This is a genomic window from Lysinibacillus sp. FSL M8-0337, from assembly GCF_038593855.1.
In the GTDB taxonomy this organism is placed as follows: Bacteria; Bacillota; Bacilli; order Bacillales_A; family Planococcaceae; genus Lysinibacillus; species Lysinibacillus sphaericus_D.
In genome coordinates this window covers 4,480,148-4,502,178 of the sequence record NZ_CP151996.1, presented here as the reverse complement: position 1 = coordinate 4,502,178, position 22,031 = coordinate 4,480,148, and the positions used below count along the sequence as shown (strand labels likewise).

The window sequence follows — 22,031 nt, the reverse complement described above, 5'->3', positions numbered from 1 at the left end:
AAGCAAAAGTACAGACTGTGCTTTTTTTGCATAAATGAATTCATGTATAAATAAAAGTCCATCAGCCTGGCCAAACTTTAAGATGAAAAGTAATCGCGCAGTTCGATTCCTTTTCAATAAAAATCAATGGAGGATGGCTATGTCAAATATAAACACAAATCGTAACAATGCAAAAGCCAAGGACAAGTTCAGTGCGAAAAAACAAGAAGTCAATCAAAATGGTAAGAAGCTCTATCAAGGAGAGTTTGGCTCTGAGTTTGATTTTGATGGGGCTATAGCACAAGCAAATAACTTTCCTGAAGCACAAGGGGAAAATGCCGCACGACAACCCGTAAGCGAACGGACTGCATGGCACTAGTTTGTATTTGACAACTATTCAATACATTGAGTTAAAGGACTAAGGCGTCTATACCTTAGTCCTTTTTAAAAGAATGAGCTTATTATTTTAGTGTTGATGGAATTTTAATAGAAATTGTTGTTCCGATGCCGATACTCGAATCAATGGTAATGCCATAATCAGGTCCATAATAGAGTTTAATGCGCTGATCAACATTTTTAATGCCAACGCCACCAAGTTTTGTGCGCTTTTCACTTGGGTTCTTGCTTAATTTATTGACGTCGAAGCCTTGTCCGTTGTCTTGGACGCTAAGCTCTACATCACTACCAGTAAGTTTTGCACTAATATAAATATGACCAATATGAGAAAGACTTCGAATTCCATGATATAAAGCATTTTCTACGATGGGCTGTAAAAGGATTTTAGGCAGTTGTACATTGCGTATGGCTGGTTCACAGACAATCGTGTAATTTAAGTTCTCCCCGTAACGTTCTTTTTGAATAAATAAATATTGACGAACATGATCTAATTCATTTTCTACGGTTGTCAGTTCATTTCCACCACTTAGTGAAAGACGGAAAAACTGGGCGAGTGCTTTTGTAATTTCTATCACTTTCTCACTATCATTAAACTCAGCCATCCACACAATTGTATCTAATGTATTGTATAAGAAATGCGGATTAATTTGACTGTGGAGCGCACTAATTTCTGTCGCTCTTAAGTGCTTCTCTTTTTCAGTAATTTCTTGCATTAATTTTTCAATTTGGACAATCATACTATTGAAATGTTTTGCTAAACTTTGTGCCTCATAGCATCCTTTGGCATCAATAGGCACCTCTTTTAAGCCATATTCGATAGTTTGCATAGCTTTTTCTAAACGTTGGAATGGTTTCGTAATGCGCCCAGCGAATAATGCAACACTAACAGCAGCAATAATAAAGAGAACAGTTCCTACTAACAGAAAGATTTCGAGCAATTGCCTTTTAATCATTAACAATCCATCTTGCGAAGAGACACCAACAAACGTCCAGTCTGCATTCATTAACTTATAGGTGTGCGTTAACGTATTTTTTTCTTTATCATAGCCTGCTTGATTGGCGATTATTTGCTGTAATTGTTGTTGTTTCATGGAGTCTGCAAAATACGCTGTATCCCTGTGATAAACAACTTCGCCTTGGTCATTGATAATGAAAGAAAAGCCATTCTTCCCTAAATCTAAATTAGCTAAAAAGTCTTCAATTACTTTATACTGGATATCGATAAGCAATACGCCAATATTTTGCCCTTCATTATTTTTTATTTCGCGACTAATCGAGATAACCCAGTTGTCTTTATCCATTGAAAAATGCTGCATCCGTGCAGAGGTTAAAACGGGCTTGCTACCGTTATTAACAGCCGCCATATACCATTGTTCCTTCATCATATTGCTCGACATACTCATAATTAACCCTTTTTCATTGGAAAGTACTTGCCCATCTTTACTCACAATAACGACCGATTGAATAAATGGATCGGTTGTCATCGTTGTCCGAATCAGCGACAGTAAATTTTGCTTCATAGCGGGATCGCGCTCTGTACTTGAAAAATAGGATACAAGCTGAGGGTTTTCAGCAAGTAAAGCAGACACCGCTTTTAGGCGCTCAATATAAAGGTCAATATACATACCGCTCTTTTCTACTGCTGTTTTCGTACTAGAAGTTGCTTCACTCAATACAACAGAGGAAATACTATAATATAAAATGCCGCCCATTAATAACAAAATAACGCCACTTGCTTTTAAATAGTGAAGGGCTATTTGCATGCGTAAAGTTTTCAGCATATTGGACTTCTTCATTACTATTCCCTCATTTTTTCTCTAAACTGATTCGGAGAAACATCAAATTTCCTTTTAAATGTGGCACTGAAATAATTAGGGTCGTCAAAGCCGACAGCTGCTGCTACTTCATATACTTTCATATCAGTGCTAAGTAAAAAAATTTTCGCTCGGTCTAAGCGAATAGAGAGCATATAATCTTGAAAGTTTTTGCCGTACAGGCTCTTAAACAAGCTACTCAAATAAGAATTACTTAGCGCCAGTTGTTTTGCTAAGTAGCTTAAAGAGAAATCGACATTGGCAATATTGCGGTCAATCTCCTTTTGAATTTTGGCTTTATAACCCGTATCATCATGTACTTTTGTGTCGTTTAATATTCCTTCGACAAGCCGCGATATTTCATGCTGGCTTTGTGTTGCTTGCCGTTTTTCAATCAGATTTTTTAATGTTTCTTGAATGTCTTTTTTAGAGACTGGTTTTAGAACATAGTCATCAATGCCAGCCTTTAACGCTGTTACAGCATAATCAAAATAGTCATAGCCTGTAATAATAGCAATTTTTACATCTGGTTTTAGTGCCTTTGCCGCAATGGCAAAATCAAGACCGTTCATTTTCGGCATATTGATGTCCGCTAATATAAGGTCAGGGCTATGTTTTTTGAAAATTTCAAGTGCGGCTTCACCATTTGAAGCCTCAAGTACCGTTGTAATAGAAAGCTCCTCGAAATGAACAAATGAGCGAATTCCTTTAATGATAATAGCTTCGTCATCGACGACCAATAATGTATACATGACATCACCTCTTTAAAAACATTCATAAAAAAAGAGCTATTCCTTCATTCATTGACAACTAAGCATGCATGCGATGTGGATGGGCACTTGGTATGCGAAAAAACTACTATGTTTTCTGCGGGCACGACGTAAGCCGCAACATTCTTCGCTAACCGCGCGAGCCTGTTGCGGCTTATGTTTTTGTGCATTCCGAAAGTCTACGTGGATTTTTAAATTGTTTCAGAATTGTTTAAGTGACTGGCACCGGCATTATTTTGTGAGATGTACTAAGTACCCGTAACCTGCTGCTTCCATTTCGGCTTGTGGAATAAACTTAATGGCAGCACTATTGATGCAATAACGTAAGCCGCCACGATCTTTAGGCCCGTCATTAAATACATGCCCTAGGTGGCTATCACCACTGCGACTTCTCACTTCAGTTCTAATCATATTATAACTTGTATCTTCATATTCAAGCACTACTGCTGGGTCAATTGGTTTTGTAAAGCTTGGCCAACCGCACATCGAATCATATTTGTCCGCTGATGAAAAAAGCGGCTCGCCCGTAACAATATCAACATAAATGCCTGGATCATAATTATCCCAGTATTCATTGGAGTAAGCCATTTCTGTACCATTGCCTTGTGTTACTCGATATTGTTCTTTTGTTAATATTTTTTTAATTTCATCGTCGCTTGGCTTTGGATATCGTGCAGGATCAATGAGTGATGGTATTTCTTGATTTTCCAAAGAATCAAACTTTACATGACAGTAGCCATCTGGGTTTTTTTCAAGATAATCTTGGTGGTACTCCTCTGCAATTGTAAAGTTCACAAGTGGTTCCACCTCGGTCACGATAGGCTTATCATAGCGTTCTTGTTCTTTTGCTATAACTTTATCAATAATTGATTTGTCGGCTTCATCTGTATAATAAATACCTGTACGATATTGGGTACCACGGTCATTTCCTTGCTGATTGAGTAACGTTGGGTCAATTATTTGAAAGAAATGTGCTAATAGTTTTTCTAAATCAACACGTTCAGGGTCATAGCGCACATGAACTGTTTCTGCATGGCCAGTATTTTTCCAAATGACGTCTTCGTAGGTTGGGTTTTCTGTGTTGCCATTTGCATAACCAGATACGGCATCATAGACACCGTAAACACGCGCCATATAATGTTCTACACCCCAGAAGCAACCACCTGCAAGCCAAATATCTTTTAAATTATTTGTATCAAAACTGACATTGACGTTAGGGTTTGGTGGATATTTAGATTGTGCTTGTGCGGTACTTGCATTACTTGCTAACAGAGAAGTGTCTGCTGAACATGCAGATAAAAGTAGTAAGATACTTACTAATACGCCAAATAATTTTATCTTCATTAGAGATTCCTCCCTTTATTATTGGATACTTTTAAATTTCTCAATAATTTGTGGATTGCCTACATGGCCAGGGAGCGTTTGGATTAGCTTGCCATCAGATCCAATATAGGCAGACGTTGGATAAGCTCGCACATTGTATTGTTTTGCAATGGCGCCATCTTCATCTAATAGCACTTTAATATTTGAAGTGTTTTCAACTCCATTAAACCATTTAATAAATGCATCACTGTCTTTTTCATTATTAAAGTTCGGCGAAACAATGCTTAAGACAACAAAATCCTGTTCCTCACCAGCCAATGTATTTAGTTCTTCTAAGCCAGCTAAACAAATAGAGCACCACGAAGCCCAAAACTTTACGTACACTTTTTTACCCTTGTAGTCAGCAAGATTATAACTATCCCCTTTAACATCAACTAAGTTAAAGGAGGGGGCCATAATGCCCTCGTTACTAGCCGCTGCAGTGGTAGTAGCTGTATTTTTGGAATCTGCAGAACACGCCCCTAAAAAAAGGGCTGCTACGAACAAAATAACAAGATGTTTTAAATAATTCATACTAAATCTCCTTTCTATTGTGGAATGAATGTTAATAATAGATTTAAATTATTTGTCATTAAAACAATCCCCATGAAAATAATCATGACACCACCGGCAATTTTAATTTTCTTTGTATGTTTATTGATTTTTGTAACATGTCGTAAAAGGAAATCGGAGAAAAGTGCAAGAACTAAAAAGGGAATTAGTAATCCAAGAGCATAGAAAAACATCATCAGCGCCCCATAAGTTGCTTGCCCCTCACTTGCTGATAAGCCTAACACTGCTCCTAAAATTGGTCCGATACAAGGTGTCCAGCCCATACTAAATGTTAGACCTAAAAGAAAGGTGCCGAGTAAGTCACGTTTATTACTTCGTGTTAGCTGCACTTTCGTTTCTTTATGAAGCACGGCTAATTTAATGAAGCCAATTTGATGTAGACCGAGCAAAATGACTACTGCCCCACAGACGACGATAAACCAGTCTGTATTAATGACCGAACCAAGAAAACCGGCGCCAAATCCTAAAATCACAAAGCTTGTCGAAAGACCGACAACAAAAATAATCGTTTTAAATAGTAGATGTGTATTTACTTGCCATTTACCGATAGAGAAGCCTTGTTGCATAGCAGTTCCACTTTCATTCGTTGACAAAACTGAAAAATAAACCGGTAGTAAAGGGACAATGCAGGGGGAGAGAAAAGAAAGAATTCCCGCAATAAAAACAGTACTGAATAAAAGCTGCCCGTCCACGATTGAAGCACCACCTTTCTTGTATAGTTTTATAGTAAGAAAAGTGAATGCAAAGCAACATAGAATGATTTTATGAAACTCTTAGAAATCATCTTGTAAAAATGATAAGTGTGTAAGTTTAGTGGATTTTGTGCATTTAGGATAAGAAGCTATTAACGAAAACACTGTTTTTTCAAAATTTTGGTAAGATAAAGTGGGGAGGGGTTGCTATGAAGATTTTTCGGAACTATGGCTTGTTATTAGGGGGATTTGGCTTTTCTTATTTAGGGAATTGGATTTATCTCGTTGCTTTAAACTTAATGGTTTGGCATTTAACGTATTCAGCAACAGCGGTAGCAGGTATCTTTATTGTTGGTCCGATTGCCCGCATCCTGACAAATTTTGTGGCAGGTTCTATTATTGATCGGTCAAATAAAAGACACATTATGATTGCGATGGATGTTTTACGTGGACTCATTGTTTTTTTAATGCCCTTTATGACATCTATCTGGCTTGTCTACGGCTTATTATTTTTAGCGAATATCGCTAGTAGTTTCTTTGGACCAAGTAGTACATATTATATTGCCAAATACGTGCACGATGAAGATAAGCAACGTTTTAATGCACTGCTAGGCACATTCAATTCAGGTTCTTTTATGTTAGGCCCGGCCATTGCAGGTGTGCTTATTGCCACTTTTAATATTAATATCGCAATGTGGGTAAACAGTGTGACATTTTTTGTTTGTGCATGGGTGATTGCCCTTTTACCGAATTTAGAAGAGGAAGTGAAAGAGACGCGGGGAGTCCTTACAATACGAGTAATGATAACTGACTTTAAAATCGTTTGGACTTTTATACAACAGCAAAGGCAATTTTTGAAATTTTTTATTGCCTATCAAATTGCGCTCATGGTTGCTTTTGCATTAGACTCGCAAGAAATGACGTTTATCAAGAAAGTTTTATCAGTTTCTGATAGTTTGTATGGCGTACTTGTCAGTGTGGCAGGGGTGGGGGCTATTGTTGGTGGGTTATTGGCAATGGCATTAGTACAGAAATTTTCAATCACTACCTATATAGGAGTTGGGCTAACATGCACGATGTTATCCTACACTTTGTTCTATGCGTCCAGCAATATTTGGTTTGCAACAGGTTGCTTTATCACGTTAGGTGTTTTTATGGCATTTAGCAATACGGGATTTGATACGGTCTACCAAAAAAACATTCCACCACATTTAATGGGACGATTCGGTAGCGCTGTCAGCCTTGTGCAAAGTGTTATTCAAATTGTACTCACGTTTAGTTTAGGCGTAATGGCAGACTGGTTTTCTCTACAGCTTGTAGCTGTTATTTTTGGTGCAATTGGTTTGGTATTTGCCCTATACATGGCGATCCATATTGCAACGAATAAACAGGCACTGCAAATTAAGACCAATATATAAGCGTAAAGAGGTTCAAGCAGGATATAAAACTGTGAACCTCTTTACTAAAACCACAACTCCCCATTTTAAAACTTTAGCTTTGAAAAACAAAATGTGATCGAACGTTTGATGTAGAGCGAACAAAAGAACAGCAAGCCAGATATAACGAGTGCAAAAGGGATACTGAAAGCAACCGGAAGATCAATGCCTTGCCAAATGCTCATTTTTATTGCATCAATGCCTACCGTTCGTAAAATACCAGCAAGTATGGATATTATGGCACTTACAACCAATCCTACGTATAGAACAGCAAGCACAATAAGGGCTAAGGAACAAAAAAATCCACGAAACACTTTCATCATTGTTCCCTCCTCATGATGTGATGTACTTTCGCAAGGGGGGAAATGGTATAACTTTCTGTGTAATAAAGCTTCTGTATTGTACAATGGTCCCCAACTTCAATAACAGTACCGTCTACAACCTCTGCAATTGTGTAAGCAAGGTGTAAATTTTTGCCCTTTATCGAATGACAATGAAGTTTTTTACTAAGAAGGGAAAGTGAGAACTTATCTTTTTCTATGATGATGTCATCTGCAACGAGTTGGGTTATGCTACTTGGACCAGACAATTTTAAGTGAAAATGTGATGCCTGTATTTCTTGAGCTTTTACAAAGCCGATTGCCTGGAACTGTTGTGCATGTAAGCATTGTGCAATTGTTAGTTTTCCTGTACTCGTAATAGTCGAAACTTCCCCAGAGCGAATGGTTAAATTCCCCGCATTCGTCAACTCTCCTATTTCACAATAATCTTTCATATTACAAGAGCCTGTATTTTTTAAAGTACGAGCAATAACACGGGAATGAAAGGCACTATGTCCATGTGTGGATATTGTCTTTAAGTTCACTTGTTGATGGACACCAACTGCACCGCGAATATTTAACCGTTCACAGTCGGGCATTAAATCATAAATTTTGCCACTAGTAAGCGTAATACTACGTTGCTTTGGTATGTGTTCATTTGTCATGCTAATTATCACCTCTTTTAATTTAATTAATATATATTTCAATAATTAAAACATATATTAATTAAATTATATGCCGCTCTATTTTGTCAAGAACAAAAAAACTGCCTAGACTATGGGTGAAAAATAAATACCGTTATGAGGGCAATAAAAAAAGGATTTCAATGTTTGAAATCCTTAAAAAATTTTTTGCATTAACTGATTTACATCCGTTAACACATTTGCTATTTCTGTTAGTTTTTCTTGTGGAAGTTTTAAAAAAATTTCTTGTACTTTTTGTTCTCCTTCTGTCGTTAACTTCATGTTTACGACACGTCGATCTTCACTTTCTCTAACGCGTTGAACAAAATGAAGCTTTTCCAATTTATCGCACATAGATGTAACAGCCCCAGGGGTTACACTGAAGAAATCAGCAATTTCTGTTGCCTTCATACCACCGTTGATTTTTAGCTGAAGAAGAAGGATAAGTTGGTTTTGAGATAATGTTTCGCCTTCTGACAGCAGATTCACAAACATCATAGATTTTTGCTGTATTTCAAGCATTTCGCGCATGATGATTTCAACTTCGTGCATTGGATTATTTTTTGACATATGATCACAGCCCATTAAAATATTTACTTATTAAATTATATAGTAAATATATAATTTATGTGAAGTGAACCATTTATAAATTCCACGTAACCTTTATGAACCTAGTACAGGTTTCTTCAGTAGGTATTGAACTAACGTGATGCCCCCTATTATTAAAAACGATACAGGTATTATAAATAACAAATGTCCTATTCCAGGTGCAAATAAAGTTACAGTAGATAATGGACCAAATAATTGCGGGAAACGAATTAAAACAAATGAAGGCAACAGCAAGTTAAAGACGGCTAGTGAGAACCAATGAAACGCCATATGGAAAGTTGTTACTTTTGGTTTTTTACGTTTAAACAATTGATAGATAGAGCGAACAATGAGTGCAATCATGATCGCTAATAGTAAATCGAACAGTATATATTTTAGAAATGGCTTACTATTTGATAATGAGGGTTGTTCTTGGTGAACAAGTTGATGAAGGCCACTGACGATGGCATCATACTCATTTAAATTAAAATAATCCATCGCATTAATTTGTAGACTAATACCGTATTCTTTGTCCAATAACACTTTTGAATAGGTGTTTTCTGTCCAGCCATTATGGGAGATAATAGTATTTTTTACTTCCCAACCCATTGCATAATAAGTATTATCCCCGATAAATGCAAAAGGGTGGTGTAATTTGTTCATTGCGTTTGGTGATAGTATGTTTATCCCGTTAAAGTGACCATTATTCAAGTGCGCTAACATGTAATTTGCCATATCTTCAGCACTAGAAAGAAGATATCCTGAAGAAACAGTGCCACGATGGATTAACTGTTTTGTAGGCATCTTAAATCCAAATACAGTTTGATAACCCGTAGCGCTAGTATTGTTGGTATCATCTTTTGGATCTGCATAACTATTGTGCATTGCCAGCGGCTTAAAAATATGTTCCTCTACATAGTTTTTATAGGATGTATTTGTAACTTCCTCTATGACTGCACCTAATACGTTATAATTCAAATTCGAATATTCATATTGGCTACCTACAGGTGATGCCAACTTTATAGTGGCTAAGCTTTTTACATGTTCTTGTAATGTTTGATCACCGTCGGATATTGATACTTGACCATCATATGTAGAGAGACCGCTTGTTTGATTTAACAAGTGTAGAATGGTGATTTTTTTAGCTTCCTCTTTATTAGCAAGTTGAAACGTTGGTAGTATAGAGGACACTGAATCATCTAAATGGAGTTTCCCTTGTTCCACAAGCTGCATGATAGCAAGAGCAGTAAATGATTTACTAACGGAGCCGATGACGATAGGTGTTTGTGGTGTCATTTTTGTCCCATCAGGTTTTGAAATACCATAACCTTGCAAATATTCAACTTGGTTTTCTTTAACGATAGCGAGTGAAGCCCCTGGGATCTGCAATCGGTCAATTTCTTTTGTCATAAATGCGTCAATAGCAGAAATATCTAAGTTTTTATCTTTATCCATGACAGGATTGCTATTGGCAAATACAACGCCATTGACAGTGAATAGTATGAGCAGGAAGATGGCGGAAATTTTCCGTATAGCTGATTGTTGTTTATACATAAAGTATGATTCCTTTAACTGTATTGTAGTCGTTTAATAATCTTTGTTTATTGTAGAACTTTGATAAAGTCTTCTTTTGTAAACATAAAAATACATACTTAATGGCCACCAAAGAACTAAGAATATTGGGTAGATCGCCCAAATTACACTTGGTGAAGAAACAATGTTGACGATAATAAAAAAGATACTGATGTGTAAGCTAGCATAAACCGAGAAGGCAACAAACGTCCTTTTTTGAGCATGATATAGAGCTAATGGCCACCATATCACTAAAAATGCTGGGTAAATCGCCCAAGGATATTGTGGGGACATGATGAAATTAATGAATGAATAATAGAAGATGGTGCTTGCACAGCCAATCAGTGCAATATTCAATGATTTCGCTTTTTCCTCTAAATACATAAGAATGGGCCACCATACTATCGGATAAATAGCATAGATAAACCATAAATGCTGTGGTGAATACAATAGATTTTCAATAATGAGAAAAGCAATAACCATGGCGCTACAAATGACGGCGTATTGTTTATATAGTTTTTTTGACATGAAATATAAAGTGATTGGCCATAGCAACAGCAATATACACGGGTAAATAAACCATACTGTTTGAGGGGTTGTTGTATAATTAACAATTCCTAAAAATAGCATAGTCATCAAACTGCCAACAACCGAAAAACTAATAAAATGTTTCATATTTACTCACTCCATTTCTTACGTGACCAGACGAAGTACATCGAAAGGGGCCACCATAGTATTGCGAAAATCGGGTAGATTGCCCAAATTGTATTGGGTGTGTAATAAAGATTGATAAAAATAAAAAACGCTGCTATTAAGCCACTTCCCCATAGCGAAAATTCTAAATTTAACTTAGCCATACTTTTCTTTTCAGGCTCTTTTACACCCAATTCCTTTTTTAAATCTTCAATATCGCCAAATTCAACGATTGCTTTATTGATGGCATCCTCTTCTTCCTTCCCTTGCTCCATTAAATAAAATACTTTTTCTTCAAGGTTTTCGATGATTTCCTGTTTCACCATTTCTGTTTCAGTATTGCGTGGCATGTCTTTAAATAGCTCATCAATATGATGTTTAATTTTTTTCATTCTAAGCCCTCCATAAATAAGTCGATAATTTCCTTCACTTCTGCCCATTCTTTTACAAGCTCGCTTAAATAAGCCCTGCCTAATGAGGTAATACGATAATATTTTCTTTTGCCTCCGTGCGATACATCGCCATAATAGGCTTCAATTACTTCTTTTTTTTCTAAACGTTGAAATACGGCGTATAGAGTTGCTTCTTTAATTTGAAAACGATTATTTGTCCGGATGCTTATTTCTTGGGAAATTTCGTAACCATAGCGATCCTTCTCTAAAATTAGCCGCAAAATAATTGAATCCAAGTGTCCACGGATAATGTCACTTCGAACCATACGTCACCTACTTAAAATTATTGCTCTATCTGATGGAGTAATATTAGCAAAGATTACTCTATCTGTCAAAGTAATAATTGGTACTTTATAGAAAAAATAAAAAAATAAAAGCCGACCAAGTAGGACAAGTATCCTGAATGGTCGACTTCGTTACGTTTATAAAGCAAAATGTGTTGTTATAAATACAATCCGGCTAAAAAAATACCTAACGCTTCTTGGTATATAGTATCGAACTGCCTAATTGGCAGCGGGTTTGTACCGCTACCTAGCTCTACAGTGAAGCCTGGTCTGCGCCAATCTTGAATAAACCAATCTTTATAACCAGCATAGCTATTTGCAGATTGAATGGGTTCATAACCACTTACTCTGCTAAATTCTTCTACCATTGTTTGTGATTCAGGTGGTTCAAGATTTTCAAATCCCCAATAAATGACCTTGCCTTGCGTATGAAATGCTAAAACCCAAGCAAAATTGCTGTTCCTTGTTAAATCGGCCATAGCAATAGCTTCTGGCTGGGTCAACGGAGCCTCTCCTCCATAATCACGTGGTCCTGGAGCTTGTGGATTGCGTGCATTTTCAAGCTCCCACTTTGCAGGAAATTGGTCGTTTAAATCAACACCATTAATGTTCGCCTTCCATCCAGAAAAGTTTGTACTGTTATTATTCCAAGCAATTAGTTTATTTTTTAATGCTTCATTAGCTGGTGGACCATTGATAACTAAATTGACGCCATCGGGGTTAACCATCGGGACTAGTGATAGCGTTGTTTGGTTATAAAGTGGCCCCATCGAGAGCCCTCTAATGGTCGTTTGATTTGTTAGTGCGAGTAAATAGTCGTTTAAAAAAGTCATGATGGTCGGTGTAGTAATCCATTCATTTGCATGAAAGGAACCGTTGTAATGTACGCGTTTTGAGCCGTTTCCAATTAAAATCTCAGGAATTGGTTGTGCTAAAACGGAGTTGCCAATGGATGTGCTTTGAAGAAATGGATAGGCGGTTTGTAGTTTTTTTATATCATTCATCATCATGCTGTAATCATAATTTTGCTGGCCGTTTACGAGCCGCCAAGTTAGCCTTTGAGGAACTTGTATTGTCTGCCCAATGCGTAATCGACTTGGCTGGATTTCTGGATTGACAAGTAAAATGGCATTGAGCGGAAGATTTTTACTTTGGGCGATTTGCCACAAAGAGTCGCCTTGGGTAATGGTATAACTAGTTGTTACATAACCAGGTATTTGAATGCGTTGTCCTACTTGAAGTAGTTGAGGGTTGATATTTCGATTGGAGTCCAAGAGTAGTTGAAGGGGTATTTTAAACAAATCGCTGAAATACCACAGTGAATCACCAGGCCTAATAAATATATCCACATTTTTCTCCCCTTATTTCAAAATCATTCAATATAAGATGTATATGAAATTATAAAATGCTTATTAACAAATTCTAAAAACAAAGACTTTCTTTAATTTGTCGACAAAATAATGAATATAAATAGAAATGTATAAATAGACAAATTTCCATTAATTGTTAGCGGGTATTTTTGAAATGAGTAGATTAAATGGCTTTGATGGGGGGAAATAAGTAGAGGAGAATAAATTTCCTAAATTTATAAATATGCAATTTAATTAGATGTCATGAAAAGTGAAGGTACTCTGTCAATTTGAATTCCATCATTATACTGTTAATATATTGATAGGACAGGCAAAGGTAGGGAATACAATGGATAAAAAAATGAAAATGGGTATACGGACTAAGATTACCCTCGGCTATGTAGTGATTATTCTTTGTTTACTTGCTTCAGTGATTATATTAAACAATCAAATTACTTCCCTACAAAAGGAAAGGAATTTTATTATTAAATATGATTCTCAAGTTCAAACACTTACTAATCGTATTGAAAAATATATTTTAGATATGGAAACGAGCCAACGAGGTTATATTATTACAGGTGATTCGAGCTATTTAGAGCCATACGAAAATGCCGAAGAAAATTGGAAGATTGACTATAATGAACTCTATCAGTTATTAGAGGATAGAGGCAATCAACAAAAGAAGTTAGATGCGATTAAGGCAACGATAGAACATTGGATAGCGACATCTGGTGAACCGACAATAAAATTAAAAAAAGAAACGAATACCGCAGCATTACAAGAATTTTTTAAAGTCGATGTTGGTCGCAAAGATATGGACACGATGCGAAAGCAGTTTGACGCTTTCCGTGCAGATGAGAACGCATTTACGCAAGCTAAAGCAAAACAGTTAGACAAGACGAATAGTAATTTAACAACGGCATTGTTTGGCATCTTAGTGCTTGTATCTTTTATTGCGATTGTTATAGCTAGTGGGATTTCACGTTCAATCGTTAAAACAATAACAGAGGTCACACAAACAATTCAAGAAATTGCTGCTTCAAAAGGTAACCATCGAACAAGGATTCACGTTAAAACGAACGACGAAATTAATGCGCTGGCAGATGCGACAAATGAGTTATTAGATACACTTGAGCGAAGAGAATGGCTACAAGCTAATATCGCTGAAATCGTTACGAAATATCAAGGTATTTCTGCTATCACGAAATTGGCTGAAACTTTTCTTTCAGAAATGGCGCAAAAAACGCAATCGTCTTTTGGTGCATTTTATGTGCGAGAAATGCAAAATAACGAAGTCTGTTTTGTGAAGAAAGCGTCCTTTGCTGATGTGGGAGAGAATGTTGGTATTGTACAATTTAAAATGGGACAAGGTTTAATTGGTCAATGTGCGCTTGAAAAAAAGGTTTTCATTAATCAAGATGTTTCGCAAGATTATCGTTTAATCGGAACAGGCTTAGGTGAAGCGCCACCAAAGAGTATTTTTATTTTCCCTATTATATTCGAAGATGAGGTTATAGCTGTTGTAGAACTTGCGACGATGAAGAGTTATACAGCGTTACAGCAGGAATTGGTGAACCAAGTAATCGAAACATTTGGATTAACGGTCAACAGCATTTTAGGACGTATGGAAATTGTTCGACTATTAAATGAATCAAGAGCCATGACAGAGGAACTACAAGTCCAATCAGAAGAGCTACAAACGCAATCGGAAGAATTACAAATGCAAACAGAAGAGCTCACGATGATCAATGAACAGCTAGAAGAAAGAACAAAAGAAGCTGAAATGAAAACGAAAGAATTAGAGAGCGCAAAAAAAGATTTAGAAGATAGTGCGGAGCAACTTGTATTAAACTCTAATTACAAATCTCAGTTTTTAGCCAACATGTCCCACGAATTACGAACACCATTAAATAGCATTTTAATTTTATCTGAAATGTTATCGGAGAATGGCAACGATAATTTAACGGAAGAAGAGATGGAATTTGCAAGAGTCATTCATTCTTCTGGTGAGGATCTACTTGCATTAATCAATGATATTTTAGATATATCAAAGGTTGAGGCTGGTAAAATTGAAATTATTTTTGACGAAGTAAATATGAGTGAATTGCCAATGCAACTAGAGCAAGTCTTTGCGCCAGTAGCTAAGAAAAAGAATTTAGAATTGCATATTTCGAAAGCAGCAAACGTAGTCGATATTTTCTATACAGACGAAAAGAGATTCCAACAAATTTTAAAAAATTTATTGTCAAATGCATTGAAATTTACGGAACAGGGTTATGTACATTTAGATATTAAGCAGCTGGATCATCAACAACTAACAACTAATATGCAAGAAGTAAGCACAGAATGGCTTGAAATTACGGTATCTGATACGGGAATAGGTATTCCAAAGGACAAGCATCAGCTAATCTTTGAATCCTTCCAACAAGCAGATGGGGCTACTGTACGTAAATATGGTGGAACAGGTCTTGGATTATCCATTTGTAAGGAATTTGCAAAATTACTTGGAGGTTGGGTTGCATTACAAAGTGAAGAAGGGAAAGGCAGTAGCTTTACGCTGACTATTCCAAGTTTACCTAATGGCTTAAATACGACAGCCATAGATTCCGCTTATGTTGAAGTGGTCGCTACACTGGAAGCCGACGACTTTGTTGAAGAAGTGGAAGAGCCAGTAGAGGAAAGCTATCAGGTTTCCCCACAAGAAGTAGAAGTGTTTCAAGGGAAAAATATTTTAATCGTAGATGATGATTATCGTAATATCTATGCATTGAAAGCAGCACTTGAAAAAAGAGGTATGAATATTCTCGTTGCTAAAGATGGATTAGAATGTTTAGAGATTATGGAGAAAAATCATAAAATAGATCTTATTCTGATGGATATTATGATGCCGAATATGGATGGATATGAAGCAATGTCTATTATTCGTACGAAAATGAAGCTGACAGATTTGCCAATTATCGCTTTAACAGCAAAAGCAATGAATACAGATCGTGATAAATCTCTAGAAGCAGGTGCATCTGATTATATTAGTAAGCCGTTAAATCTAGATCAATTAGTATCGGTCTTACGCGTATGGCTAGTTTCTAAAGGGAGTTAAAAAATAAGCATGGATAATCAATTCCAAAATTTTGAGCTAAAGCAACAAATGAATAAGCACGCAGATATGGAAATTGAGTTACTACTTGAAGCCATCTATCGTTTATCTGGTTTTGATTTTCGACAATATAATCGTTCATCTATATCTCGTCGGATTTATAATCGCATGAGGGTGAGTAATATACCGACGATTTCGCGAGTACAAGAAAAAGCGATACATGAAGAAAGTTTTTTGGAGCAGCTCTTGAATGATTTTTCTATCAATGTCACGGAGATGTTTCGTAATCCTAGCTTTTTTAAAGCGTTCCGTAAAGAAGTTGTTCCTTATTTAAGACAGTACCCAGAAATTCGTATATGGCATGCAGGATGTGCTACAGGCGAAGAGGTATACTCAATGGCTATATTATTACAGGAAGAAGGACTAATAGATAGGTCTGTGATTTACGCTACCGATATGAATGAGCATGTGTTAGAAAAGGCGAAAAAGGGTGCTTTCTCAATAAAAAAAATGCAAGCATATACAACGAATTATATGCTTGCGGGTGGTAATCATGCTTTTTCGGAATACTATAAAACAGACTATCAATATGCCTATTTCCATCCGGAACTTTTAAAAAATATTATTTTTGCACAGCATAATTTAGTGACAGATCAATCCTTTAATGAATTTCATGTAATTGTCTGCCGCAATGTTTTAATTTATTTTTCTCCTGCTCTACAAAGCCAAGTACATCATTTATTTTACGATAGCCTATGCCAAGATGGGTTTTTATGCTTAGGAGATAAGGAGACGCTACGTTGTGAAGGGATTATTTCAAAATATAAAGAAACTGTCGCCATTGAAAAAATTTATCAAAAAAAATAGAAGTTAGCCATATCAAAAAATCCGCTATACGTTCTGTTGCAGATAATCGTAAACGCTTGATTGTCTGCAACAGCGTGTATGCGGATTTTTGTTGTCTTCTAAGTTTACATTGCTTGTGCTTGAATCATTAATACACACATATCGTCTGGTTGATTTTTTTGTTTTTCTTTAGGTAGTAAATTATCTATCAGACATTGTGTATAATTCCATTTGCTTGAGGTTAGCTTTTGTAACTGTTTCTCAGACTCTATTTCACAGGGTCCCATTGCTTCTAAAACTCCATCGGTATACAAAACAATTTGAACATCCTTATGATATTTAATAGTTTGTTTTTGCACCTTTATTTCTTCAAAAAAGCCGACAGCGCAGCTTCCTTGGTTTAAAGGAACAAGTGTTGCTTCATCAACAAGTGCGTAGCCAGCAGGATGGCCAGCGTTAACATATTCAATTGTTTTTTGTTCCGTATCAATCACTATGTAAATAGCTGTAAAGTAATGAATATTTTCTTCCTTTGCATTTTGTAGAAGCGTCATATAACGATTCAATTCCTTAATAACGAGCTCGGGCTCCACCAACTGTTTGACCGCTTCTCTTAGGACCGAAGAGATAAACATACAAACGAGTGCTGCTGGTATACCGTGACCCATCATATCGAGTAAAATAACCGCGTAACGGTGATCGTTAATTTTATACCAATAGTACATATCCCCTGCTAAATTTGAAGAGGGGAGGTAGGATACCTCGATTTGAATATGATCTTCAGTTAAAGGTGCACTTAGTAAACTGCGTTGTACACGTGTAGCTAAATCTAATTCATACTTGATTTTCATTTCTTGTTTCATATGCCAATCTAATTCAGCCTTTAATCTTAGAGCAACACGAATTCTTGCAAGCAGTTCCGTCTTATTGATGGGCTTTGTAATATAATCAACCCCTCCGATATCGAGTGCTTCCGCAAGCTTGTTTTTATCTTCTAATGCTGTAACGAAAATAATTTGAATATCTTTGAATTTTTCATTTTGTTTTATCCGTTTGCAAGCTTCAATCCCATCTATTTCAGGCATCATAATATCTAACAAAATCAGCTCAACAGAAGTACCTGCGGGATTTTTTGCATCTAACTCAAGATAGTCGAAAAGCTCATAAGCTGATGAAAGAGATACACAGTTATCATAACCTGCATTTTTTAAAATTTTTTCAATTACGAATAGATTGACGGCATTGTCATCTACAAGAAGAATTGTCATAGTTTTTTCCCCTTATTCTGCTTGAACCATTGATGAAGTGCAGATTATAAATTGTATTAAAAATACTCTTAACATCATTATTATACAAAATAGTAGAGAATAACGGTATTTTAATGAATTTAAGATATATTTTACTAGGAAATAAGTTTGCTTTTTTATAGATAAACCTCTGTTTACTATAGATGAAAATCACGACGAGTAGTGAAAAAATAGCAAAATAATCAATATTAATTTATTACCCTTTCTGTTTGGTGATTTAAACTATTTTTCACAAAGATTTTTAGCGCTTTTTAGCCTTTTTAAAACCACTATAAATATCAAATGCACTTGCTAGAATCGTAAGGGTAATGACGACAAGCAGTATGCGATCTAGCGTAAACAAAATCTTTGTAGAAGTGGTTTCCATAATGGCCGCCATATAGGGTATTGCAGCACTATGAATGATATCAGGCTGATTTGCCATGACAATCAACACAATTGTACCAATAAATTGAAGAACAGCACTTATAATGGCAATCGGCAAGGTCCATTGTCTAACCTTCCATTTATAAATGGTTAAAGCCATACTTAAAACGATACAAAATAAAATAATGGGTCTAAACGACAAGAGGGTATCTTGGTTGAAAATAGGCATAACAAATTTTAAGCCACTTCTTTCATCCGAAGAGTAAATTCCAATCAAATGAGCGGCATTCAAATAAACAAATGTAAAAATGGCTATTCCTAATATGCTAAAGATAATATCAGTAAGTGGTATATAATTGTCCTTTTGAATAATTTTTGTTTTCTTTAAATCTTCCGGTGTCCATTCTTTAGTGCTTTTCATAAAGAATAGTGGATCTTTCGTGTTACCATAGCGTTCCGTTATGATAAAGGCAATGGTAACCCAAAACAGTACTTGTAATATTACTTCAATAACAGTGGTAATCGTTATAGAAATGGCTTGAATAATAGCAGACAACAGCAATCCATCCGCAGGGAAGGAAAAAATACTTTTTACAAGAAGTACAATTATTGTAATAAGGATTGCCCAAGGAAGCACTATTTTAATTGTCTGCATGTAAGTGCTGTACAGTTCAGGGCCAATTAAATATTTCGGTCCCTCATGGTAGCTCGCTGCAAGTTTTGCTGGGTCTCCAAGTTTTAAAAGAGCCTCTTTTACCTCTAATTCTGAAAAATCATCAGGTAACATATCTTCAATTGTAGATTTTAATTCAACTCCAATCGCGTCCCTTTTATTTTTAGGAATCCTTCGAACGACTTCATAAATATAGGCATCAATTAAATCCAACTTTGTCATCCTCCTTATAGTCATGTATATAGCCCTAACAACGTGGTTAGAAGCAAATGAAATAGCGTTTCAACACATCATTTTTGAGGCAACTCCTATGGTCCCTGTTTTGCATTTCCCAGCGAAAGTATTGATATTTGGGGGAACCGAACAGCACCTTGCCTTGGAAGGCACATTCTTATCGACACGCATTTTTCAGTTTTTGTAATGCTCTACAGTTATCATACAGGAATGAATCGTGTGTGGTAATATATGTTATTAATAGGGGCGGGAATTAATGTGAAAGCAAATGGCATTCAGCCAAATAATTTTTGAACAATAGGAGGGTGTAAATGCGAATAGTAAAGAAAATTCAAGAAGAAGAAGTTTTAAAATATGTAGATATTGTGATTGGTGCTTATCCGGGAGTTGTGCAAACTTCTCCACAAACAAGAGAGCGATTAGTCTCCATTTTTAAGCATAACATGAGCAATGAACCAACTATAAATTATTATGGACTATGGGAAAATGACAGTTTATTGGGTGGTATGCGTCTCCATGATTTTAAAATGAACTTATTTTCGAATATCATTCCAATCGGTGGTGTTGGTCAAGTTGCAGTAGACTTACTGCATAAAAAAGAGCGAGTTGCAAAAGAACTAATCGACCATTTCTATCAAATTTTTTTAGAGAAAGATGTGCACATCGTTGCCTTATATCCATTTAGACCTGATTTTTATAAAAAAATGGGCTTTGGCTATGGACCGAAAATGTACCAATATTCCGTGCAACCATCAAGCTTTCCAAAAGGATCAACCAAACAGCATCTTAAATATTTACATCAACAGGAGCAGCAATTGCTGGAAGATTGTTATAACAGAATAGCACTGAAAAAGCATGGTATGTTTTTAAAAACAAAACATGAGTTGGATAACATTTTTCAAAATTCACAAAACTATATTATTGCAGTCGACAAAGATGACCATATAGAAGGCTATATCGTATTTTCGTTTAAAAAGCAAAGTGAGTCGAATTTTTTGCTGAATAATATGGTTATAAAAGAATTTCTATATGAAACACCCGAGGCTTTACTGGAGCTTAGTACGTTTTTAAATAGTCAGGCAGATCAAGTAAATCGAATTGAATGGCATACACAGGATGACAATATTCATTTCTTTTTAGGAGATGTACGCAATGAATCAAATCATTTAATCCCGAGTGTATACCATGCCAATGCTATTGTAGGTATTGGTTTAATGTATCGGATAATCAATGTAAAAGGTTTCTTTCAGGAACTAAAGCAACATCATTTTAATAATAGCAATATAACGTTTAAGCTGACTGTTTGTGATTCGTTGTTAGAAGAAAATAATAAGCCTCTTATAATAAGAGCGGTAGATGGCGTTCTGGAGATGTTAGAAAACGCACACTATGATGTAGAAATGACGATTGATATTGCGGAGCTTTCTTCGCTAGTGATGGGCGTGGTGACGGTTCAAGAATTATTTATGCTCGGCATGCTAAAGGTTAGTGATGAACAGTTTTTACAGGAATTGCACAAATTCTTCTTTGTGCTGAATAAACCAACGTGTGTAACAGCATTCTAATAGTAGAAAGGTGTAAGTGCTAATCCTTTTTCATTAGAATGGATGAACGAACGGGTCTTTCTAAAGGTGTAATATTAATAATAAAATAGCTAATAATTAATATTAAAATAATTAGGGCATAGATTAATGTGTTAATGGCATGATCGTGTTCGACAATGATTAAGCGAATCATCGCTGTAATCCCAATATAGATAAAGTATCTTAGCGGGAAATGGTAATCCTCTTTAAAGTACTTAATAATCATTGTAATAAATTCAAAATACAAAAAGAAAATAAGAATATTTGCTAGGAAAAGTTTATAGTCACTTGTACCGCCTGTTAATAAGATGTTTAGAAACTCAATAAGCTCTTTCATCAGCAGGAAGGACAATATAAGTGCTAATAATACAAGGCAGACGTTGAGAAATAATTGTAAAGATTTTGGGACAGCTTTGACAAGTTGTTGATACGTATTATGCTTTTGATTCATGTAATTCCTCCATCTTCTTATTTAAACATAATATTTATCTTATATAATATGAATGAAACGTCGTAAAGAGAATCGCACTTTCATAAAAATTTGAGCTATTTAGTGTATTTTCTTACTTTTATTGAATATAACATGATAACGTAAACAGAAGATGCGTAATACTGTAAATAACTGTATAGTATTGTAAAAGAAAGTTTTTAAAAAATTTAGGCTGTATGATAAAATAGAGTTGCATGAATATAAAATAAAAGGGGTTTTTTTAAATGGCAAAAGCAGCAAAATCTGATGCAAAAATTACACCAGAGCGTTTAGAAGAGGCGTTAAATGTTCGTGACCGTCTTATTATTGAGTTATTAGTACAAGTTCTTGACGAGAAATTAGTCATTGAACGTCCTGTATTACGTGAGCGTTTAGGTAACCTTGTGGACCTTTCTGATTATGATGCAGAATTACAAGAAACTTTACATGCTGTGATCAACAAGCTGTAATATCTAAGCTTTTAAAGGCGATTCGG

22 protein-coding genes are annotated in these 22,031 nt (G+C 35.7%); 6 read left to right on the top strand and 16 right to left on the bottom strand.

Annotation, left to right across the window (positions count from 1 at the left end; all coding sequences use genetic code 11):
• Nucleotides 1-139 precede the first annotated feature (139 nt).
• Complete coding sequence (locus MKY08_RS22000) at nucleotides 140-358, top strand: hypothetical protein (protein WP_069514130.1); 219 nt, start codon at nucleotides 140-142, stop codon at nucleotides 356-358.
• 82 nt (nucleotides 359-440) lie between these two features.
• Here MKY08_RS22000 and MKY08_RS21995 read toward each other — a convergent pair whose 3' ends face one another.
• The 5 genes from MKY08_RS21995 to MKY08_RS21975 form a co-directional block, all read right to left on the bottom strand.
• Nucleotides 441-2,171 carry a sensor histidine kinase gene (locus MKY08_RS21995; RefSeq protein ID WP_069514133.1) on the bottom strand — a complete coding sequence of 577 codons (1,731 nt, stop codon included), beginning with the start codon at nucleotides 2,169-2,171 and terminating at the stop codon, nucleotides 441-443.
• Nucleotides 2,172-2,173: 2 nt separating this feature from the next.
• A complete protein-coding gene (locus MKY08_RS21990; RefSeq protein ID WP_069514136.1) occupies nucleotides 2,174-2,941 on the bottom strand; it encodes a response regulator in 768 nt (255 codons plus the stop codon).
• 249 nt (nucleotides 2,942-3,190) lie between these two features.
• The gene (gene msrAB, locus MKY08_RS21985) at nucleotides 3,191-4,303 is read right to left on the bottom strand and encodes a bifunctional peptide-methionine (S)-S-oxide reductase MsrA/peptide-methionine (R)-S-oxide reductase MsrB (RefSeq protein WP_069514139.1); all 1,113 of its coding nucleotides are present in this window, start codon (nucleotides 4,301-4,303) and stop codon (nucleotides 3,191-3,193) included.
• 18 nt (nucleotides 4,304-4,321) lie between these two features.
• Nucleotides 4,322-4,855 (bottom strand): redoxin family protein, encoded by a 534-nt coding sequence (locus tag MKY08_RS21980; RefSeq protein ID WP_069514142.1) that lies wholly within the window; start codon nucleotides 4,853-4,855, stop codon nucleotides 4,322-4,324.
• A 14-nt stretch (nucleotides 4,856-4,869) separates the two neighbouring features.
• Nucleotides 4,870-5,586 (bottom strand): cytochrome c biogenesis protein CcdA, encoded by a 717-nt coding sequence (locus tag MKY08_RS21975; RefSeq protein WP_256093269.1) that lies wholly within the window; start codon nucleotides 5,584-5,586, stop codon nucleotides 4,870-4,872.
• A 209-nt stretch (nucleotides 5,587-5,795) separates the two neighbouring features.
• Between MKY08_RS21975 and MKY08_RS21970 the strand changes: the two genes are divergently transcribed.
• Entirely contained in the window at nucleotides 5,796-7,004 is a 1,209-nt protein-coding gene (locus MKY08_RS21970) for an MFS transporter (RefSeq protein WP_069514148.1), read from the top strand.
• Between the two features lie 65 nt (nucleotides 7,005-7,069).
• Here MKY08_RS21970 and MKY08_RS21965 read toward each other — a convergent pair whose 3' ends face one another.
• From MKY08_RS21965 to MKY08_RS21930, 8 genes are all read right to left on the bottom strand, one after another.
• Nucleotides 7,070-7,342 carry a hypothetical protein gene (locus MKY08_RS21965; protein WP_256093270.1) on the bottom strand — a complete coding sequence of 91 codons (273 nt, stop codon included), beginning with the start codon at nucleotides 7,340-7,342 and terminating at the stop codon, nucleotides 7,070-7,072.
• Entirely contained in the window at nucleotides 7,342-8,007 is a 666-nt protein-coding gene (locus MKY08_RS21960; RefSeq protein ID WP_069514153.1) for a hypothetical protein, read from the bottom strand. Before MKY08_RS21960 ends, MKY08_RS21965 begins: the two co-directional genes overlap by 1 nt.
• A 174-nt stretch (nucleotides 8,008-8,181) precedes the next feature.
• Nucleotides 8,182-8,595: a MarR family transcriptional regulator gene (locus MKY08_RS21955; protein WP_069514156.1), complete on the bottom strand. Its 414-nt coding sequence runs from the start codon at nucleotides 8,593-8,595 to the stop codon at nucleotides 8,182-8,184.
• Nucleotides 8,596-8,688: 93 nt separating this feature from the next.
• Nucleotides 8,689-10,167, bottom strand: a complete 1,479-nt coding sequence (locus MKY08_RS21950) for a serine hydrolase domain-containing protein (RefSeq protein ID WP_069514159.1) — start codon at nucleotides 10,165-10,167, stop codon at nucleotides 8,689-8,691.
• A 33-nt stretch (nucleotides 10,168-10,200) separates the two neighbouring features.
• Nucleotides 10,201-10,860 (bottom strand): hypothetical protein, encoded by a 660-nt coding sequence (locus MKY08_RS21945; protein WP_069514163.1) that lies wholly within the window; start codon nucleotides 10,858-10,860, stop codon nucleotides 10,201-10,203.
• 2 nt (nucleotides 10,861-10,862) lie between these two features.
• Nucleotides 10,863-11,270, bottom strand: a complete 408-nt coding sequence (locus MKY08_RS21940) for a permease prefix domain 1-containing protein (protein ID WP_024364301.1) — start codon at nucleotides 11,268-11,270, stop codon at nucleotides 10,863-10,865.
• Complete coding sequence (locus MKY08_RS21935) at nucleotides 11,267-11,596, bottom strand: PadR family transcriptional regulator (protein WP_069514166.1); 330 nt, start codon at nucleotides 11,594-11,596, stop codon at nucleotides 11,267-11,269. Before MKY08_RS21935 ends, MKY08_RS21940 begins: the two co-directional genes overlap by 4 nt.
• Before the next feature lie 176 nt (nucleotides 11,597-11,772).
• Nucleotides 11,773-12,963, bottom strand: coding sequence for a M14 family metallopeptidase (locus tag MKY08_RS21930; protein WP_069514168.1), 1,191 nt, complete (start codon nucleotides 12,961-12,963; stop codon nucleotides 11,773-11,775).
• A 349-nt stretch (nucleotides 12,964-13,312) separates the two neighbouring features.
• On the opposite strand from MKY08_RS21930, the gene MKY08_RS21925 reads away from it, so the two are divergent.
• Together MKY08_RS21925 and MKY08_RS21920 are read left to right on the top strand one after the other, a co-directional pair.
• Nucleotides 13,313-16,060 carry a CHASE3 domain-containing protein gene (locus MKY08_RS21925; protein ID WP_069514172.1) on the top strand — a complete coding sequence of 916 codons (2,748 nt, stop codon included), beginning with the start codon at nucleotides 13,313-13,315 and terminating at the stop codon, nucleotides 16,058-16,060.
• A gap of 9 nt (nucleotides 16,061-16,069) precedes the next feature.
• Nucleotides 16,070-16,924 carry a protein-glutamate O-methyltransferase CheR gene (locus MKY08_RS21920; RefSeq protein WP_069514175.1) on the top strand — a complete coding sequence of 285 codons (855 nt, stop codon included), beginning with the start codon at nucleotides 16,070-16,072 and terminating at the stop codon, nucleotides 16,922-16,924.
• A gap of 104 nt (nucleotides 16,925-17,028) precedes the next feature.
• Here MKY08_RS21920 and MKY08_RS21915 read toward each other — a convergent pair whose 3' ends face one another.
• Together MKY08_RS21915 and MKY08_RS21910 are read right to left on the bottom strand one after the other, a co-directional pair.
• On the bottom strand, nucleotides 17,029-18,171 hold the full coding sequence (locus MKY08_RS21915) for a fused response regulator/phosphatase (RefSeq protein ID WP_069514178.1): 1,143 nt from the start codon (nucleotides 18,169-18,171) through the stop codon (nucleotides 17,029-17,031).
• 280 nt (nucleotides 18,172-18,451) lie between these two features.
• Nucleotides 18,452-19,462, bottom strand: coding sequence for a hypothetical protein (locus MKY08_RS21910; RefSeq protein ID WP_069514181.1), 1,011 nt, complete (start codon nucleotides 19,460-19,462; stop codon nucleotides 18,452-18,454).
• Nucleotides 19,463-19,794: 332 nt separating this feature from the next.
• Between MKY08_RS21910 and MKY08_RS21905 the strand changes: the two genes are divergently transcribed.
• Nucleotides 19,795-21,048, top strand: coding sequence for a GNAT family N-acetyltransferase (locus MKY08_RS21905; protein ID WP_069514184.1), 1,254 nt, complete (start codon nucleotides 19,795-19,797; stop codon nucleotides 21,046-21,048).
• Between the two features lie 19 nt (nucleotides 21,049-21,067).
• Here MKY08_RS21905 and psiE read toward each other — a convergent pair whose 3' ends face one another.
• A complete protein-coding gene (psiE, locus tag MKY08_RS21900; protein WP_069514187.1) occupies nucleotides 21,068-21,517 on the bottom strand; it encodes a phosphate-starvation-inducible protein PsiE in 450 nt (149 codons plus the stop codon).
• A 263-nt stretch (nucleotides 21,518-21,780) separates the two neighbouring features.
• On the opposite strand from psiE, the gene MKY08_RS21895 reads away from it, so the two are divergent.
• Nucleotides 21,781-22,005: a phosphate-starvation-inducible protein PsiE gene (locus MKY08_RS21895; RefSeq protein ID WP_069514190.1), complete on the top strand. Its 225-nt coding sequence runs from the start codon at nucleotides 21,781-21,783 to the stop codon at nucleotides 22,003-22,005.
• Nucleotides 22,006-22,031: the final 26 nt, after the last annotated feature.